Source organism: Halorhodospira sp. 9622 (assembly GCF_022228025.1).
GTDB lineage: Bacteria > Pseudomonadota > Gammaproteobacteria > Nitrococcales > Halorhodospiraceae > Halorhodospira > Halorhodospira halophila_A.
In genome coordinates this window covers 201,920-218,230 of sequence record NZ_JAJNRE010000002.1, presented here as the reverse complement: position 1 = coordinate 218,230, position 16,311 = coordinate 201,920, and the positions used below count along the sequence as shown (strand labels likewise).

Here is a 16,311-nt window from a genome sequence, read left to right as displayed (position 1 = left end):
GGCCGCCCGGGTGATGAACGGCCCTACCTGAATATAGATCGGTGCTACGCTTTTGCTTAGGAACCCTCCGAGGTCTGTCTGATGACACCCTCCGTCCCGCGAGTTTCTGTGGTCATGCCGGCCCGTAATTGCTCCCCTTTTATCGCCGAGGCCATCGACAGTGTCCTGAGCCAGGAGGAGGACAGTCTGGAGGTTCTGGTCGTTGACGACGGCTCAACGGATGAGACCGCAGCGATCGCGGCCTCGTACGGCGAACCGGTGCGGGTGCTGCATACGTCGAAGCCGGGTTCCGGGGCCGCCGCAGCCCGCAACGTTGGCTTACGGGCTGCCGCCGGGGAGTGCATTGCCTTCCTGGACGGGGACGACGTCTGGTTGCCGGGTAAGCTGGCGTGGCAGCAGCGGGTGCTGGCCGACCACCTTTCAGTCGAGCTCGTGTGCGCCCGCGGTGCGCGCTGGGAGGTTGAAGATGCCGCCGCCGGTTGGCGGCCGTGTATCCCGCCAATGCAGGAGCTGCGTTATTACCCGTCCGGGTGGCTCTACACCTGGTTACTCCTGCGCCCGGCTTGGGTTTGGACCTCGACCGTGATGCTGCGCCGTTCCCTGTTCGAGCGGGTCGGGTACTTTGACGAGACCCTGCGCCTCGGTCAGGACTACGACTACTGGTTGCGCTGTTCCCGGGAAACGCCGATCCGCCGGATTGCCCATGTCATGGCCCTGTATCGCCAGCACCCGGGCAACGCCACCCGCACTCCGCGCGCGCGGAATTTCGAACTGGAGATCCTGGAGCGCGCCCTGGACCGGTGGGGGCCTACAGACGCGGAGGGAGGGGCGGTGGGGGCGGGTGCGCTGCGTCGCCGCCGCGCCGCCCTCCATTTCCGTTTTGCTTACCAGCACTTCTGGGCTGGTAATGCGCGCCTGGCAGCTCCATCTTTCTATCGAGCCCTGATAGGCAATCCCATGGCTTGGCGGGTATGGTGCTATGCGCTGCTTGCCACGGTATCGCGGCTGGTAGGGTGGTGCCCCTCACGCTCCGGCGTGACTTGACCTATATGAGGATCTCTCGCGCGTGCGGGTGGCCGAGGAACCCGGTCGGGCTGGCGGACAGCCCGTAAGCCCCCGACTGGAAGACGGCGACTAGGTCGCCGACCTGAGCTACGGGGAGCTCGACCCGGTCGGCGAGGATGTCCAGCGGCGTGCATAGCGGGCCTACCACTGATGCGATTTCGGCTTCCGGCTCCCTCATGCGGGTGGCAATGGCCACGGGATAGTTCTTGCGCAGGACTTGGCCGAGATTGCCGGAAGCCGCCAGGTGGTGGTGCATGCCCCCGTCGGTGACCAGGAAAACCTGTCCGCGGGAACTCTTGCGGTCAATGATCCGGGTCAGGTATACCCCGGCTTCCCCAACCAGGTACCGACCCAGTTCGAGGATGATCCGGGCCTGCGGCAGACGTTCCCGGCAAACGGCCATGCGTCTGTGAAGATTTTCGGAAATGGCCGCCAGATCGACCGGTTGCTCACCGGGGAAGTAGGGGATGCCCAGTCCTCCGCCGATGTTGAGCAGGCGCAGAGGGCCCGGGGCCTGGTCGGCCAGGCGGTAAGCCAAGTCAAAGATAGCGTCCTGGGTGGCGATCAGCGCCTCGGCGCGCAGGCTCTGGGATCCGGCGAAGATCTGCAGGCCCTGGAAGTGGGCGCCCGAGCCGGCGACTTCGCGCAGCAGATCCGGCATCTGTTCGGCATCGATGCCGAAGGGCCTCGCCCCGCCGCCCATACGCATACCGGACGACTTAAGTTCGAAATCCGGGTTCACCCGCAGGGCGATCTGCGGTGTGATCCCCAAAGTGTCGGCCTGAGTCAGGATACGACTGAATTCATTTTCGGATTCGACGCTCAGGATCACCCCGGCGCTAATCGCCGCGGCAAGCTCCGCGTCGCGTTTCCCCGGCCCTGCGAAGCTGATATCCCGTGCGGGGATTCCGGTAGACAGGGCGAGTTTCAGTTCGCTCAGTGATGCAACATCCAGCCCATCGACACGCCGACCGAGGTGCTCGACCAGTCCGGGTAACGGGTTGGCTTTGATCGCATAATGGAGATGCACGTCCTCGGGGAGATGGGCTCGCAGCGCGTCCACGCGCTGGTCCACCATGGCCCGGCCGTAGATGAAAGCCGGTGTCCCGCCCGCCTGCGTGACCAGGGTCTCCACGTCGGTACCGCCGACGCACAGGTGGTCATTGACGACGGTGAAGATCTCCATGCAGGCGAGGTCGCTGACATGGGGGGTCATGACCGTTCTCCGGCAGCCGGTGGGTTAGCGTTCAGTGTTTGACGTAGACCGGCACGGTCGATCTTGCCGTTGGCGTTGCGTGGCAGGGGGGCGGTCTGTAGGCGTATCTGGGTCGGCACCATATAGGCAGGCAGACGTTCGCGGCAACGCGTGAGGATCTGCTCCGGCGTGGCTCCCGCCGTCTGGCCGACCAGCGCGATGGCTTCGCCGAGCCGATCGTCCGGGATCCCCAAGGCTGCATGTTCCCCCAGCCCCGGGAGGCCGTCCAGGACCTCTTCAATTTCCAGCGGGCTGACGCGGAAACCGGAGGTCTTGATCATCTCGTCGCGGCGGCCGACGAAGTAAAGAAAACCGTCGGCGTCGGCGTATACGGTGTCCCCGGACCAAACGGCTAGCTCCGCCAGAGGCGCCTGAGCGGGCCGTCCGGGTGCCGGGCGAAAACGTGCGGCGGTCGCCTCCGGGGCGTTCCAGTAGCCCTGGCTGACCAGTGGGCCGCGGTGAACCAGTTCCCCGGGCTCGAGGGGCATGCACGGGGAGCCGTCCGGGCGGACGACCCCGATTTCTGCGTTGGGGATGGCTCGACCCATGGAGCCGGGACGTTGATCGATCTCCTCCGGGGGCAGGTAGGTGGAGCGAAAGGCCTCGGTCAGCCCGTACATCAGGAAGGGGCGGGCGCCGGGAAGGCGGGCACGCAGTTTGGCTAGGGCTGAGGTCGGCAGCGCCCCGCCGGAGTTCGTGAAATAGCGCAGGTTCGATGCCGCTTCGGCGGGCCAGTCCAGCTGCGCCAGCTCGACCCATAACGGAGGCACAGCGGCTAGACCGGTAATGCCGTGGCGTGCCACTGCGCAGACGACATCCCGGGCCAGCAGGTGATTGAGCAGCACCGCTTCGGCACCGACGGCCAGGGCGGTAGTCAACTGGCTCAAGCCGTAGTCGAAGCTCAGCGGCAGTACACAGAGGATGCGGTCCTCGGCGGTGTTCTCCAGGTATTCGCTGACACTCTCGGCACCGGTCACTAGGTTGCGATGGTTGAGCACCACGCCCTTGGGGCGGCCGGTGCTGCCAGAGGTATAAAGCAGCGCAGCCAGGTCCGTTTCGATCCTTTGCGGGCAGCAGCCACCGGTGGGCCAGTCTCCCCAGGGGCGGATCGCGGGCAGTGATGGTTCGGTTTGATCGCTGCGCGGCTCGGTAAGAAGCGCATGGCGAAGGTGCGTGCAGGCTTGCAGCGCGTCCTTGAACTCCTGGTAGCGAACGCCTGAGGTGACCAGCACGCTCGCCCCGGAGTCCTTGACGACATGTCGAACCTGGGCTGGACGGAGCTGGGGGTTGATCGGGACCGCGATGCCTCCGGCTGCGCTCGCTGCGAACAGCGCGACTACCGACTCGGGCCGCTTTTCGAGGAAAATTGCCACCCGCTCGTCCCGTCCCAGACCCAGCGCGTTGAGCCCGCGTGCAGCGTACTCCACCGCTGTGGCCAGCTCGGCGTAGGTCCAGCGCTGCGCGCCCTGGCGCAGCGCCACGGCCTGTGGATTCAGAGTCGCGGTGTGCAGGAGCAGATCGTGGAGCAGGCGGGGCATGGGTCAGGCTCCGAGTCGCTCGGTGGTAGGTAGGGATGACGGCGCTGCAGCGGGCACCGGCATGGTTGCGGAGCTGCGGTCGTCACGCAGCTCGCGGCGCAGAATGATGGCCGCGGCGACGAAGGCGAAGTAGAGGTCGAAATAAGCCAGGCTCAGGAATGCCCCGGCCACGGCGTAAGCAACAATGCCGAGTCCGATGGCCCAGGCCCACTCGGCAATCCAAAGCGTATGCGTTGCCCTGCGCGCCTCAAGGAAGATCCGGGTCAGGCTCCAGAGGGTGAACCCGAGAATACCCAGGAACAAAGCCAAACCGACGAATCCCAAGTTGCCGAGGGTCTGGAAATAGATGCTGTGTACGGCCCGGCGTTGGACATCGGGGTTGTCACCGCTGTAGTAACTGAGCCAGAGGGCATCGGGCAGGCGCTGGGTGCCGAATCCGGAGCCGGTCAGTGGCGCCTCCTTGGCGATGTTCCAAGCAACGTTCCAGGCTTCGATGCGCCCCTGTGCCGAGGCGTCTTCTTCGTAGTGGACAAGCCGCTCCCATTGAGCAGCCATTCGATCGGGTACCGTGACGCCGACGACGCCTACACCGAAGACCGCCAAGGCGACCATGGTCAGCTTGAAGCGCATGCCAAGAAAGAGCAGAGGGGCGACCACCGCCAGAGCCACCCAGGCGCCCCGCGAGTGGGTGCCCACGACCGCCGCAGCAGTTAGCCAAAAGCCGGCGTAGAGCGCCAGCCCGATGGGGCGCCGAAGTCGCTCCCAGCCGGGGACCCGGATGGGCAGGGCAAACCGGCCCTGGTAGACCTGGCGGGCGAGGATAAGCAGCAAGGGCAGGATCATGGCCAGGGCTAGGCCGATGTCGGTATTGCCGCCGATGAAGGTCCCGGCTGGCCCGAGCACCATGTCCGAGAAACCGGTGCGCAGGGCGAACAGCCCGCCCTTGATTCCGTAGTAGCCGACCGACAAAGCCAGAACGGCCATGAGCGCTGTGGTCCGCTCGCGGCCGGTGACCAAGATGATGGCCACCAGGGTCATGAGCATGATCTTGATGCGGATGTCCCACAGCATGTAGGCGTCGTCCGGCAACCAGGAGAAGAGGAAGGTCACGATCGTGAAGTGCCCGATGAACAGCAGCAGGAGCACCATCTCCGGCGTAGCCGGGGGGAGGCGTCGCTCTCGGGCGTAGAGCATGGCCACGAGGGTCACGCTGCCGACCAGCATGGCCAGGGGCGCATCGGCCAGCGGCCCCCAGCTGATGCGGTGCGGGTTCATGAGACCCACCCAGTACCAACCCAGTACACCGGTCCAGGGCCTGACCAGAATCACTGGGATCAGGCCGGCGAGAATGGCGCCGAAAATCAGATCGCGTAGCGGAATGACGGTCGCTCCTCGATGCCGGCCGGCACTCGGGCGCGGCTGCCCTGCCCCGGGCCGGGTCGGCACGGATGCGCCTTGAGTAAAGATAGGACAGGAATCCCGCTGCGGTGGTCTATCTCTCGACTAAGCTTCCCAGTCATGGGAGCGCTGCGCAGGCTCATCGCCGCTGTGCCCCCTCGTGAGGCCGCAGGCTGAAGAGGAAAGCCTTTGTATGCACTCGATCCAGCGGTGTCTGCTCTCTCTGACCACACGCCGTGAACGCTGGCTGGCCGCGGCGCTATTCGGTGCGGTGGTGGTCAACTCCTTGGTTCAGGCAGTCAGTGTGGCGTCGGTGATGCCGTTCCTGTCGGTGCTCGGGGATCCATCGGTCATTGATCGCAACGAGTGGCTCGGGCGGGCTTATGACGGGTTGGGGTTTGCAGACCCCCAAGTGTTCCTGGTTTTCCTTGGTGGCGTTTCGTTCCTGCTGATCATGGTCGGCAACGCGCTGCAGGCGGCGACCGTGTGGGGGACGACGCACTTCTCGCACAGCCTCCAGTACGCGCTTTCGCAGCGTTTGCTGGGCGATTTCCTGTGTCGTCCCTACGCGTTTTTTCTCGGGCGTAATTCGACCGAGCTCTCGAAGTCCGTGCTCGAAGAGACCCGGCAGGTGGTGGAAGGGGCGGTTCTGCCGGCGCTGCGGGTTGCCAGCCAGTTGGTGCTCGTGGTGGCCATGGTGCTGCTATTGCTGGTTATCGATCCGTGGCTGGCCATGATCGTAGCCGCCGCGTTCGCCGGTATCTACAGTGGCATTTACATGGGTGTCCGGGCCTGGCTAAGGCGTATCGGAGACGCCCGTCTGGAGGCCAACCGGCTTCGCTTCCTGGCTGTGGGGGAGGCGTTCGCTGGTGCCAAGGAAATTCGTCTGCTCGCGCGCGAGCCTGTCTACCTCGAGCGCTATCGCGATGCCGCCCGGGACTATGCCCGGCACCAGGCCAACGCCAGCGTGGCTGCCGATCTTCCACTTTACGCCATCGAGGCCATTGCTTTCGGTGGCGTGATCCTGCTGGTGCTCTACCTGCTGGGCGGTGAGGGGCTTGCGTATGCGCTACCGGTTATCGGTGTTTATGCTCTGGCTGCCAAGCGCCTGGTGCCGGCGTTCCAGACGATCTTCCACGGGGTCAGTCGGATCCGCTTTACCATGCCGGCCGTTGAACGTTTGCTTGCCGAGCTGGGTGAGCGCCCCGACACGGTGCCGCTCCTTCGATCCGGGGACGAGTTGCACCCCCTCGTCCCGGGCAGTGCAGTCAGGCTGGTGGGGGTGACGTACCGTTATCCCGGCGCAAACCGGCCGGCGGTCGAGGACCTGAACCTAGAGGTTCCGGCTAACGCGACCGTCGGTCTGGTTGGGCCGTCCGGGGCGGGCAAGAGCACAGTGATCGATCTTTTGCTCGGTCTGCTCGAGCCGCAGACCGGTCAGCTCACCGTCGACGGGGTGCCCGTGACCCCCGGGAATCACCGCTGCTGGCAAGCTGCCGTGGGCTATGTCCCGCAGCACATCTTTCTGGCCGACGACACTGTGGCGGGGAACATCGCCCTGGGCGTGGCCCCGGAGGCCATTGATCCGGAGGCGGTCGAGCGGGCATCGCGCCTGGCGAATCTGCACGAATTCGTCATGACTGAACTGGCTGACGGCTATGCCACCCGGGTCGGTGAGCGTGGCATGCGTCTGTCCGGGGGGCAGCGACAGCGGATCGGTATTGCCCGTGCCCTCTATCGGGACCCGCCGGTGCTGGTTTTCGATGAGGCCACCAGCGCTCTGGATAACGCCACTGAACGGGCCGTTATGGAAGCCGTCCATAACCTCGCCCATCGCAAGACGATCATCTTGGTAGCTCACCGACTCTCAACGGTTAAGTCGTGCGAGTGCATTTTCGTACTTGAGCGTGGCCGCGTGGTGGAAGCGGGTACCTGGGAGGCCCTAAGTCGGGAAGGGGAACGGTTCCGGAGACTCGCCGGTGTGGGGTAGTGCACCGGCACGTCCGCCCGCCCGCCCGCCGGTTCGAATGCCGGGATTGATCGGGGCCCTGCGCCCGATGGCGAGTCTGCTTGCCCCAGGCGGATGGCGCGGTCGCTTGTCGATCCTCGTCTATCATCGCGTGCTTCCCTCAGCGGACCCGTTGCGCCCGTACGACCCGGAGGTGGCTGCTTTCCGGAGTCAGATGGAGCTGGTCTCGACTCTGTTCCAGGTGCTGCCCCTGGCCGAGGCGGTGCGTCGGCTGCGTGCGGATCGGTTGCCGCCACGAGCGCTGTGTATCACCTTCGACGACGGCTATGCGGATAACTGCGAAGTGGCGTTGCCAATCCTGCGCGAACTGGAGCTGCCTGCCACTTTCTTCATTGCCGTGGGGTATCTGGACGGCGGCGTGATGTTCAACGACCGGCTCATCGAAGCCTTCAGGGGGGTTCCGGTAGGGCCTTTGGATCTCTCGGCCGCGGATCTTGGGCAACGGGTTCTCCTTGAGGGGGATGCAGATCGTCTTCGGTTAATCGGGGAAGTGATCCAGGCCGTCAAGCACCTCGACGACGATGAGCGCAATGAGCGGGTCGAGGCCCTCGTAAAAGGGCTGAGCGGAGTGTCGGTGGCCAGTCCCATGATGGGACGGGATCAGCTGCGGGCGCTGGTGGGCGCAGGGATGGAGGTTGGTGGACATACCCGTAACCATCCGATCCTGAGCCGGGTGAGTCGTACCCGGGCTAGGGCGGAGATCGGTCAGGGGCGGGAGGAACTGGAATCGATCCTGGGCTGCCCCGTACGCCTGTTCGCCTATCCCAACGGTCATCCAGGCCGGGACTATGGGCCCCACCATGTGGCTATGGTCCGGGCCTGTGGCTTCGAGGCGGCGGTCTCGATGGTCGCGGGGGTCTCGGGTCGGCGCACGGACCCCTATCAGCTGGCCCGTTTCACCCCTTGGTCGCGGCACCCGGCAGCATTCGCCGGCCGTTTGGTGCACAATCTCACGCGACTGTACGTTCCCTGACCGCAAGGCGCGTTCTCCGGGCGTTGTAGGGCGCCGGGCGGGGAGCCGGCGTGGTGTTAGGGTGTGCTGCGAGGAGGTGCTGAGCCGCGTTCATGGGAAAGCTTCTCCCGTCCCCGAGGGTGCTCGCCTGGTGCGCCTGGCTGTCCCTGGCCGGGATCCTCTATCTAACGCTGTTGCCGTTCCAGTTCGGTGAGGTCTCGCTGGCCAGGGCCTGGGAGATCTACCTGAGTATCTCGGTGCCCGAGCCCGCCAGTATCAACTACCCGCAGTGGTTCGCCAACGTCGTCATGTTTTTGCCATTGGGCTTCTTCTGGGCGGCCTGGCTCGGCTGGCGGGTACGCCGGCGCGTAGGCCGCCTGGTGGTGGTGGCAGGGGTCGCCCTGTTGGCACTGGCCGTGACGTGCGTGGTCGAGTTTCTGCAGATCTGGTTGCCGTACCGGTATCCGGCAATCGCCGACATCTCTGCCAACTTCCTTGGTGGGGTGCTGGGCGGTGTGCTCTGGCTGCTGCTGTGGCCCCGTTTCGAGGCTGCGGTCGCCGCAGGCCGGACCGCTCAGGAGGGTCGCCTCCGCCGTCAGCTATGCCACGCGGCTGAGGGCGTCGAGCGCGCTCGCGAACCGCTGCGCAGGGCGCTGGTCTGGATCTGCCCTGGCTACATACTGCTCCTGGTGGCTTTTCATCACGGGTTCGGGCCCTACCATCTTGAGGGAGAGTGGGCCTGGGAGCGCCGCTCCGTGATCCGCTGGATACCGTTCTACGCCCACTACCACGTGTCGGAGTGGGCCGCTCTGCGCAGCGTCCTTGCACACTTGGCCCTCTACATCCCCTTGGGGGGAGCCGTATGGCTGCTCAGCCGTCGCCCCGCTCAGCGATTCGGACAACTCGGCCTGATGGCAGCGCTCTGTGCGGGGTTGGTAGCCACCGGTATGGAGGCGGGCAAACTCTTCCTCGTCACCGGGCGTCCGGACACCTCGGGGGTGGTGATTGCGGTGGTGGCAGCGGTCACCACGGCTTGGTTGCTTGGTGCGCTGTCGCGGCAGAACCCAGCGCTCAGGGGTGGATCGCCTCCGGGGGGGCGGTCAGACCGGTGAAGAGCACCCCATGACGGCGTTGTAATTCCGCTTCCAGGCTGCAGGGTACATCGGTCTTGTACTCTAGGGCACCGATATCCGCCGGTGCCCGACGTGGTCGGCCGCAGAAGTCGTGGTCCGTGATCAACGTTGATGAACCGCGGGCGACGATCGGTGATTCGTCGAGCAGGGCGAGATTGCCGAAAGCCGGCGCCACCATCCAGTTCTCGAATCGGGCGAGGCCCTTGGCCGGGCGCCGCTCACCCATCCAGTCCAGGCCGGTAAGGGTGCGCTCCACGAGCCACTCGGCCCCGTGGCCCTGCGTTTCAGGCAGGCGATTGCGAATGCTCGGGAGATAGTTGGCTACGCCGAGCTGCCCGCTGTATAGGTTGTGGCTCTCCTCTAGCTGGGCCCCATCCCGCGACCAGACCGTGCCGGTGAGCAGGTTGTGTGTGATGTGGGCTCGGGTTTGGGGAAAGCGGGCCTGGATCCCGTAGGCGTCATAGATCGTGTTGTGGGCAATCAGCACGTTTTCCGAACGGGTCACATAGACGCCGGGTCCATTGGGGCAATTGAGGATGATGTTGTTGGTCATCCGGCTGTCCCGCACCTCGGGGCAGTCATTGTCGGCGCAGAACTCCAAGCCGCGACGATCGAAGAAAGCCTGTTCGGTGCCGCCGCTGCCGAAGGCCAGGCCCAGCCGCTGTCCGCCCTGGTGGCGCCATTCACAGATCACCACGTTCCGGTCGAAGACCGCCTGCCGGGCGCCGCCCTTGACGAAGGCCGCCGTGGAGTTGCGCCCGCGCCGTTCCGCCACATGGCCAATGTCAGTTATGAAGTTCTCGGTGATCTGCCACCCCTTGCCCCCGACGACGTCGATGGGGACGAGCGGGTAGCGTGTATTCCGCGGACCGTCATTGACGAAGATGTTGCGGTGGATCCGGACGTGGTCCGGGAAACGGCGTGGATCCCCCTCGCCGTTGCCCTTGATGGCAGCGTGGAAGTTCTGGAAACGGTTGCCCTCGACGACCGTGTGATCGGCACCGGCAACGATGTGCAGCGCATGATTGGCCTGTGCGCCGCCTTGGAAATCTAGATCGCGAAAGTGCCAGTGGGCCCCGTAGACCTTGAACTGGGTGACGCCGTCGGCGCGAATCTGTGCCCCCCCGGGAAGCAGGGCCTGGACCGTGATCGGGGCCTGCTCGCTGCCGCTCTGTCGCAGTGTCTGGCGGCTTAGGGTGTACTCGCCGTCGCGAAGCACGATGGTGTCGCCGGCAGCGGCACTGCGCAGCGCGTCGGCGAGCTCTTCTCCGCTGGTAACCGTGCGCAGTTCGGCCTGGCAGAGGCCGGCGGCCAGCATCAGGGGGGCAATCAATGCCCAATGTAACCAATCCCGCAGGCCCCTGGCCATGGTGCTTCCCCCGAGGTTGTCGCCCTGCAGGAACTGCGTGCCGGGCAAGGTGTTGGCGAGCTGCTTCAATGAGGAGGTTAGGTGCCGATCGGGGGGGCCGCAAGGCGATGGGTGCGGAAAGGGATGAGTTCTCGCTGCGGTGGTATCGCCGCTTCACGGCCCGCGGGGCGGCTCTGGATGATGATGCCGGCATTGCCGGTTGGACCCCCACCGGCCTGGCAGCGCGCAGTCGCCAGTTCCGCGCCCACTGGTCGCTCGTCCAGCCGCCGGGCGAGCGTTGGCTGGATATCGGCTGCGGTGCCGGGACGTACTGCCGGCACCTGCACAACGAGGGGCGGGAGGTCGTCGGCGTCGATTATGCCGAGCCCTCGCTGCGCAAGGCGCGGGATCGTGCGCCAGCCGGGGTGGGGTGGCTGGTTGCCGATGCCCGCGCCTTACCGTTTCCGGCGGCGACCTTCGACGGCGTGCTCTGCTTCGGAGTTATGCAGGCCCTCTCGGTGGCGGGCCGTCGATGCGCCCTGTCGGAGATGGCAAGAGTCGTTCGTCCCGGTGGTGAGGTCTGGGTCGATGCCCTGAATGGAGCCTGCTTTCCGCACGTGTGGGCGGAATGGCGTCGGCGGCTTCAGCGGCGTGCGCCGCATTTGCGCTACGACCGCCGTGCCGGGCTGCGCGAGGCAATGGTCGCGGCGGGGCTCGAACCCCTGGAATGTCATTGGTTGCCTTTGCTGCCGCCATCCTGGGCACGTGGGCAGGAGTGGGTCGAGGGGGCATGGTTGCGCAGGCTCTTGGATGCTTCGCCGCGTCTGGCGAGTCGCCTCAGCCACTCCTACATCCTCCGTGCCTGGGTGCCGCGGTAAGGGTGCCGCTGTCGAGAGGGTTTACAGCGGGATATCGCCGCCCCGGGGTATGTTTGAAAGAGCTCGAAAAATCATGGGCCTATCCAGGGCTATTAACCTGGCATAAGGATTGCTTAAAGGTGTCCTAGGAGTCTCCCGGCGGGTGCGCCTTGCGGTGGGTCGGTGTCCCCCAGCCGGGACGTACTATAGTTCGGCAAAGGCCGTGATCGAATCCGGCTGAGAGCCGTTCGGCGGTGGTTTTCCGCTCAACCCTGAGGAGCTTTCCAGATGGTCGATCGTGTCCCTCGTGACTCTGTGCAGTCCCCTGAAGACCAGGGGCTTGGCGGTGCAGGGCGGAGCCGAAGGCGGTTCAACAAGGCGGCGCTCGCCAGTGCCCCGCTGCTGTTGACACTGCACAGCCAGCCCCTGCGCGCAGCGGCTAATTGCACGATCTCCGGCTGGGTCTCCGCCAATGTCTCCCGCCATCCGGACGGTCCTGAGCCCTGCGGCGGCTACACCCCGGGCTACTGGCAGGGACCGGCCTCGGCTCGGCAATACCCGGAGTGGGGCGAGCAACGGGAGGAGCTGATCAATTCCTCGTTCGGTTTCCCCGGGTTGCCGTCCTATACCCTGATCGCCGGTGGCGGACCGGGGAGAGGTGGCGGTTTCGAATACCTGACCCTGCACGACGCCGTGCGGGGTCCGGGGCAGAGCCGAGTTGCCGAGTTCAATGGTATGACTGAAAGGCAGCTGCTGCGCTTTGGTACGGCGACGCTGCTCAATGCCCGCTACCTTATGGATTTCCCCCTGACCGAGGCGCAGGTCATCGACATCGTAACGACCACGCTGTTGACCGGCTCCTATACCACCGCTGCCGGGGATACGCTCACCGCCCCGCAGGTCCACTACTTCCTGGAGAACACCATGGATGGCCAGCAAAGCTGGGGCAGTTACGCGTGACGGGGGAGCGCCAGGCTGGGTGCTGGCCGGCGTTGAGTTGGAGATGCGGGATCTGGGCGGTGAGGTGGTCATCTTCCACGCTGGGTCCGGACAGACCCATTGCCTGGCCGGGTTGGTGGCTCGTCTGTTCCGGATTCTGGCCAGAGAGGAGCGACCTCGGGGCACCGAAGCGCTGATGGCCACACTCCGTGGCGTCGATGATCCGCCCTTTGCAGATGCCGATGCGCTTGAAGCCCTGGAGTGGCTGCGCGCGCGGGGCGTGATCAGGGGGGAGCGGGGATGGAAGTAGCGCGGATGCCGGCCGCTGAGGTCCGACAACGCCTGTCCGGGCCGGGGCTCGACCTGCGGACCGGCTCTCTGACCCTGCGGATCCGCTCATCCATCTCCAGAGTCGCGGAGGGAATCCGGCAGCTCTACGCCGATTTCCCGGTGGCGGACGGGGGTGGTTTCGTCGACTTCCAGTGCCAGCTCCGCGCACCGCACGGGGTTCGACGCTTCTACCGTCGCCAGGTGTGCTTTCTGTTCGAGCACCGTGAGGTCTTCCGCCCGCTGCCCTACGCCCAGGCCTTCCCGATGCTGGAGTGGGGCATGAATTGGTGCATGGCGACCCAGATCCGGCACCAGCTGGTTCTGCACGCCGCAGCGTTGGAGCGCGATGGTCGTGCGCTGGTGCTCACGGGTCCTCCGGGATCGGGTAAAAGTACTCTTTGCGCAGCCCTCAGCCAGCGCGGCTGGCGGCTGCTCAGCGATGAAACCACGCTGCTCGATCCGGAGACGGGTTGCGTTACCGGACCAGTGCGTCCGATCAGCCTCAAGAACGCCTCGGTGGAAGCAATCCGCGCCTTTGCGCCGCATGCCTGGTTGAGTGCGCCGTGCCACGACACCCTCAAGGGGACGGTGGTTCACATGCGTCCGCCGCCCGAGAGCGTCACCCGCATGACCGAGTCCGCCCTGCCGGGTTGGGTGATTTTCCCTCGCTACCGTGCCGGCGCAGCCACGCGCTGGCGGATTCGCAGCCCCGGGCGGGTGCTGCTGGGACTCGCGGCCAATGCGTTCAACTACCCCGTCCTGGGAAGGCGCGCTTTCCATGCCCTGGTGGACGTCGCCGAACAGGTCGATGCCTGGGATCTGACCTACAGCGACTTGGAGCAGGTCGTGGGGGACATCGATGCCCAGACGGCCTGAACCGAGTGAATGGCTCTGTCGCGGTCTCGGCAACCCCCGATGCCTGCCGGAGTGGTCGGAAGCCCGATGGTCTGGCGTCATTGCGGCCGGCCGCGAGACCGCGCTACTCGGTGCGCTCTGGGAACAGGCCCGGCGAGCGGGGGTGGCGGAGCGGTTACCCCCTTCGGTGGTGCGTCACCTGCGTGGTGCCGGGTGGGCTGCCGAGACACAGGCCGAGGCCCTGCGCTGGGAGTTGCGTCAACTCGAAGAGGGGGTTCTGCAGGGGCTGTCACCGCCCGTGGCGCTTAAGGGGGCGGCCTATCTCATCGCCGGCCTGCCTCATGCCGCGGGCCGGGTCTGTCACGACATCGATCTGCTCTTTCCCCGCGACAGCGTCGAGCGTGCCGAGCAATTGCTCTTCTTCGAGGGCTGGCAGAGTGGTCACCACAGTGAATACGACGATCGCTACTACCGGGAGTGGATGCACGAGTTGCCACCCCTGGTTCACGGCCGTCGCGGAACCACGCTCGACCTGCACTACAATATTCTCCCCGAGACCTTTGCAGTGCGGGTCGATCCCCGGCGGCTGTTCGACCGCACCGAGCCAGTGTCCGGCTGGCGAACGCGTATCCTGGCGCCGCCACACCTGGTCCTGCATGCGGTCGCCCACCTCCTCGCCGAGACCGAGTGGGAGGGTGCCTTGCGAAACCTTTACGACATCCACGCCCTGCTGGTGCATTTCGAAGCCGAGGTCGGTGCGCCCTTCTGGGCAGATCTGCTGGAGGAGTCCCGGGAGCTGGGCCTAGCGCGCTTGCTGGAGGCGGCCCTCGTTGCGGTGCAGGACTGGTTCGCCACCCCGGTGCCGCCATCGGTGAATGCCGCGATGGCTGCCCACAGGCCGGCCTGGCCTTATCGCAGTGCATGGCGCAGGCTGCTCCGCACTGGTCTGCGCACACGCGCTGACTCCGTTCCGGGCAGGCGCGCCGTGGCGGGCTGGTTGTTATTCCTGAGGGGGCACTGGCTGAAGATGCCGCCGCTGCTGCTGCTGCGCCACCTGCTGTATAAGGCGCGGCAGGCGCGGGCGGAAACCCACCTACCCCCACCGGTCCCAGATGCCGAAAACCACGGGTGATACTGCCATGTCCGCTAGCGCCGGAAGCATCTCTGCTTCAACCATCTTCGACCGACGTCGGGCCGTGATCCTGGCCGGCGGGTCGGGGACGCGCCTGTGGCCATTATCCCGTAGCACCATGCCCAAGCAACTGCTCGCCCTGACCAGTGAACGCACGCTGCTCCAGGAGACCGCTGCCCGCCTTTTGCCCGCGGTGTTGGCTCGGCACATCACCACGGTCACCCACATGGATCATCGTTTCGAGGTCATGGGTCAGCTGCATGAACTTGACCCCGTCCTCGCTGACGGTGTGCTCACCGAGCCGGTGGCGCGCAATACACTGCCAGCCGTGGCCTGGGCCGTGGCGCGCATCGCCGTCGATGAGCCGGATGCGGTGGTCGGGGTGTTTCCTTCCGATCATCGAATCGCCGACCTCGAGGCGTTCCGGCACGCCTGGTCGGCTGCCGAGCAGGCAGCCGATGCCGGCGGGCTTACGCTGCTCGGGGTAACCCCAACCGGTCCGGCCACCGGCTTCGGCTACATCCAGACCGGCGCGCCGGTCCTGCCTGGGGTCCGGGCCGTTGCACGGTTCGTCGAAAAACCGGATGCAGAGACCGCGGCTGGTTTCCTGCAGGAGGGGGGGTATCTCTGGAACGTCGGCGTGTTCGTCTTCCGTGCCGATCGCTTCCTCGATCTGCTCGCGGTCTATCAGCCGGAGCTGACAGCGGCCGTTTTGGATTGGGCGCAGCGCGGAGCCGCTCCCGAGCCCCGCTGCTACGCTGCCCTGCCGGATCTTTCGGTGGATTGCGGCGTGCTCGAGCCTGCCGCGGGCACCGCGCTTGTCGTCCCCGTGGATCTCGGTTGGAGTGATCTCGGCAGCTGGGAGGCGCTCTATCAGGAGCGACCCAAGGATGAGGCCGGCAATGTGGCCCACGGCGCGGTCCTGCCCGTCGAGACCCGGGACAGTCTGCTCTGGAGCAATGACGGCACCCTAGTGGCCTCCTACGGGGTAACGGGACTGGCCGTGGTGCAGACACGCGACGCCACCCTAGTCTGTCCACGCCAGCGCCTTTCGGAGCTCAAGGCGCTGGTAGGCCGGGTGCGTGAGACCCGCCGCGAGCTCACCGAGGCCCACGTCACCGTAGCGCGGCCCTGGGGCAGTTATACGACCCTGGAGTCTGGACACCGCTACAAGCTCAAGCGGATTGTTGTGAATCCGGGCTGTAAGCTCTCGTTGCAGATGCACCACCACCGCTCGGAGCATTGGGTCGTCATCGCCGGTACGGCCCGGGTCATCAACGGCGACGAAGAGATGTTCCTTGAGGAGAATCAGTCCACCTATGTCCCGGCGACGCGCATCCACCGCCTCGAGAATCCGGGTCGGATCCCGTTGCAGATCATCGAGATCCAGACCGGTCCGTATCTGGAGGAGGACGATATCCTGCGCTTTGAGGATATCTACGGGCGCCTGCCGCCGCTTCCTGCCGCGGCCGGTTGAGCC

Annotated in this window: 14 protein-coding genes; 10 read left to right on the top strand and 4 right to left on the bottom strand. The window is 65.8% G+C overall.

Annotated elements, in window-relative coordinates; translation table 11 throughout:
• The first annotated feature begins 81 nt into the window (after positions 1-81).
• Positions 82-1,044, top strand: a complete 963-nt coding sequence (locus LRG07_RS02140) for a glycosyltransferase (RefSeq protein ID WP_201241992.1) — start codon at positions 82-84, stop codon at positions 1,042-1,044.
• 1 nt (position 1,045) lies between these two features.
• On the opposite strand, the gene LRG07_RS02135 is transcribed toward LRG07_RS02140, so the two are convergent.
• Genes LRG07_RS02135 through LRG07_RS02125 form a run of 3 tightly spaced genes read right to left on the bottom strand, consistent with a single transcriptional unit; the run spans position 1,046 to position 5,187 of the window.
• Complete coding sequence (locus tag LRG07_RS02135; protein WP_238632941.1) at positions 1,046-2,281, bottom strand: pyridoxal-dependent decarboxylase, exosortase A system-associated; 1,236 nt, start codon at positions 2,279-2,281, stop codon at positions 1,046-1,048.
• A complete protein-coding gene (locus LRG07_RS02130; RefSeq protein ID WP_201241993.1) occupies positions 2,278-3,858 on the bottom strand; it encodes an acyl-CoA ligase (AMP-forming), exosortase A system-associated in 1,581 nt (526 codons plus the stop codon). The genes LRG07_RS02135 and LRG07_RS02130 overlap by 4 nt, the downstream gene beginning before the upstream one ends.
• 3 nt (positions 3,859-3,861) lie before the next feature.
• Positions 3,862-5,187 (bottom strand): putative O-glycosylation ligase, exosortase A system-associated, encoded by a 1,326-nt coding sequence (locus LRG07_RS02125; protein ID WP_238632943.1) that lies wholly within the window; start codon positions 5,185-5,187, stop codon positions 3,862-3,864.
• Between the two features lie 262 nt (positions 5,188-5,449).
• Between LRG07_RS02125 and LRG07_RS02120 the strand changes: the two genes are divergently transcribed.
• The 3 genes from LRG07_RS02120 to LRG07_RS02110 all read left to right on the top strand — a co-directional run bounded on the left by LRG07_RS02120 (position 5,450) and on the right by LRG07_RS02110 (position 9,349).
• Positions 5,450-7,246, top strand: a complete 1,797-nt coding sequence (locus tag LRG07_RS02120) for an ABC transporter ATP-binding protein (RefSeq protein WP_201241995.1) — start codon at positions 5,450-5,452, stop codon at positions 7,244-7,246.
• Positions 7,247-7,283: 37 nt separating this feature from the next.
• On the top strand, positions 7,284-8,258 hold the full coding sequence (locus LRG07_RS02115) for a polysaccharide deacetylase family protein (RefSeq protein WP_201241996.1): 975 nt from the start codon (positions 7,284-7,286) through the stop codon (positions 8,256-8,258).
• A 92-nt stretch (positions 8,259-8,350) separates the two neighbouring features.
• Positions 8,351-9,349 (top strand): VanZ family protein, encoded by a 999-nt coding sequence (locus LRG07_RS02110; protein WP_238641665.1) that lies wholly within the window; start codon positions 8,351-8,353, stop codon positions 9,347-9,349.
• On the opposite strand, the gene LRG07_RS02105 is transcribed toward LRG07_RS02110, so the two are convergent.
• A complete protein-coding gene (locus LRG07_RS02105) occupies positions 9,309-10,739 on the bottom strand; it encodes a right-handed parallel beta-helix repeat-containing protein (protein WP_238641664.1) in 1,431 nt (476 codons plus the stop codon). The two genes, LRG07_RS02110 and LRG07_RS02105, sit on opposite strands and share 41 nt — an antisense overlap.
• A 107-nt stretch (positions 10,740-10,846) precedes the next feature.
• On the opposite strand from LRG07_RS02105, the gene LRG07_RS02100 reads away from it, so the two are divergent.
• The 6 genes from LRG07_RS02100 to LRG07_RS02075 all read left to right on the top strand — a co-directional run bounded on the left by LRG07_RS02100 (position 10,847) and on the right by LRG07_RS02075 (position 16,308).
• Positions 10,847-11,596: a class I SAM-dependent methyltransferase gene (locus LRG07_RS02100; RefSeq protein ID WP_201241998.1), complete on the top strand. Its 750-nt coding sequence runs from the start codon at positions 10,847-10,849 to the stop codon at positions 11,594-11,596.
• A gap of 267 nt (positions 11,597-11,863) precedes the next feature.
• Positions 11,864-12,535 (top strand): hypothetical protein, encoded by a 672-nt coding sequence (locus LRG07_RS02095; RefSeq protein WP_201241999.1) that lies wholly within the window; start codon positions 11,864-11,866, stop codon positions 12,533-12,535.
• 19 nt (positions 12,536-12,554) lie between these two features.
• Complete coding sequence (locus LRG07_RS02090; RefSeq protein WP_201242000.1) at positions 12,555-12,824, top strand: HPr-rel-A system PqqD family peptide chaperone; 270 nt, start codon at positions 12,555-12,557, stop codon at positions 12,822-12,824.
• The gene (locus tag LRG07_RS02085; protein WP_201242001.1) at positions 12,815-13,720 is read left to right on the top strand and encodes an HprK-related kinase A; all 906 of its coding nucleotides are present in this window, start codon (positions 12,815-12,817) and stop codon (positions 13,718-13,720) included. The genes LRG07_RS02090 and LRG07_RS02085 overlap by 10 nt, the downstream gene beginning before the upstream one ends.
• Positions 13,704-14,831, top strand: coding sequence for a nucleotidyltransferase family protein (locus LRG07_RS02080; RefSeq protein WP_201242002.1), 1,128 nt, complete (start codon positions 13,704-13,706; stop codon positions 14,829-14,831). Before LRG07_RS02085 ends, LRG07_RS02080 begins: the two co-directional genes overlap by 17 nt.
• Positions 14,812-16,308 carry a mannose-1-phosphate guanylyltransferase/mannose-6-phosphate isomerase gene (locus LRG07_RS02075; protein ID WP_370641478.1) on the top strand — a complete coding sequence of 499 codons (1,497 nt, stop codon included), beginning with the start codon at positions 14,812-14,814 and terminating at the stop codon, positions 16,306-16,308. The genes LRG07_RS02080 and LRG07_RS02075 overlap by 20 nt, the downstream gene beginning before the upstream one ends.
• The last annotated feature ends 3 nt before the right edge of the window (positions 16,309-16,311 follow it).

Bases quoted from the DNA above. Each gene is read 5' to 3' on its own strand.
- LRG07_RS02140 (WP_201241992.1), top strand. From the start codon at position 82: ATGACACCCTCCGTCCCGCGAGTTTCTGTGGTCATGCCGGCCCGTAAT.
- LRG07_RS02080 (WP_201242002.1), top strand. From the start codon at position 13,704: ATGCCCAGACGGCCTGAACCGAGTGAATGGCTCTGTCGCGGTCTCGGC.
- LRG07_RS02095 (WP_201241999.1), top strand. From the start codon at position 11,864: ATGGTCGATCGTGTCCCTCGTGACTCTGTGCAGTCCCCTGAAGACCAG.
- LRG07_RS02085 (WP_201242001.1), top strand. From the start codon at position 12,815: ATGGAAGTAGCGCGGATGCCGGCCGCTGAGGTCCGACAACGCCTGTCC.
- LRG07_RS02120 (WP_201241995.1), top strand. From the start codon at position 5,450: ATGCACTCGATCCAGCGGTGTCTGCTCTCTCTGACCACACGCCGTGAA.
- LRG07_RS02105 (WP_238641664.1), bottom strand. From the start codon at position 10,739: ATGGCCAGGGGCCTGCGGGATTGGTTACATTGGGCATTGATTGCCCCC.
- LRG07_RS02115 (WP_201241996.1), top strand. From the start codon at position 7,284: ATGCCGGGATTGATCGGGGCCCTGCGCCCGATGGCGAGTCTGCTTGCC.
- LRG07_RS02130 (WP_201241993.1), bottom strand. From the start codon at position 3,858: ATGCCCCGCCTGCTCCACGATCTGCTCCTGCACACCGCGACTCTGAAT.
- LRG07_RS02075 (WP_370641478.1), top strand. From the start codon at position 14,812: ATGCCGAAAACCACGGGTGATACTGCCATGTCCGCTAGCGCCGGAAGC.
- LRG07_RS02135 (WP_238632941.1), bottom strand. From the start codon at position 2,281: ATGACCCCCCATGTCAGCGACCTCGCCTGCATGGAGATCTTCACCGTC.
- LRG07_RS02110 (WP_238641665.1), top strand. From the start codon at position 8,351: ATGGGAAAGCTTCTCCCGTCCCCGAGGGTGCTCGCCTGGTGCGCCTGG.
- LRG07_RS02100 (WP_201241998.1), top strand. From the start codon at position 10,847: ATGGGTGCGGAAAGGGATGAGTTCTCGCTGCGGTGGTATCGCCGCTTC.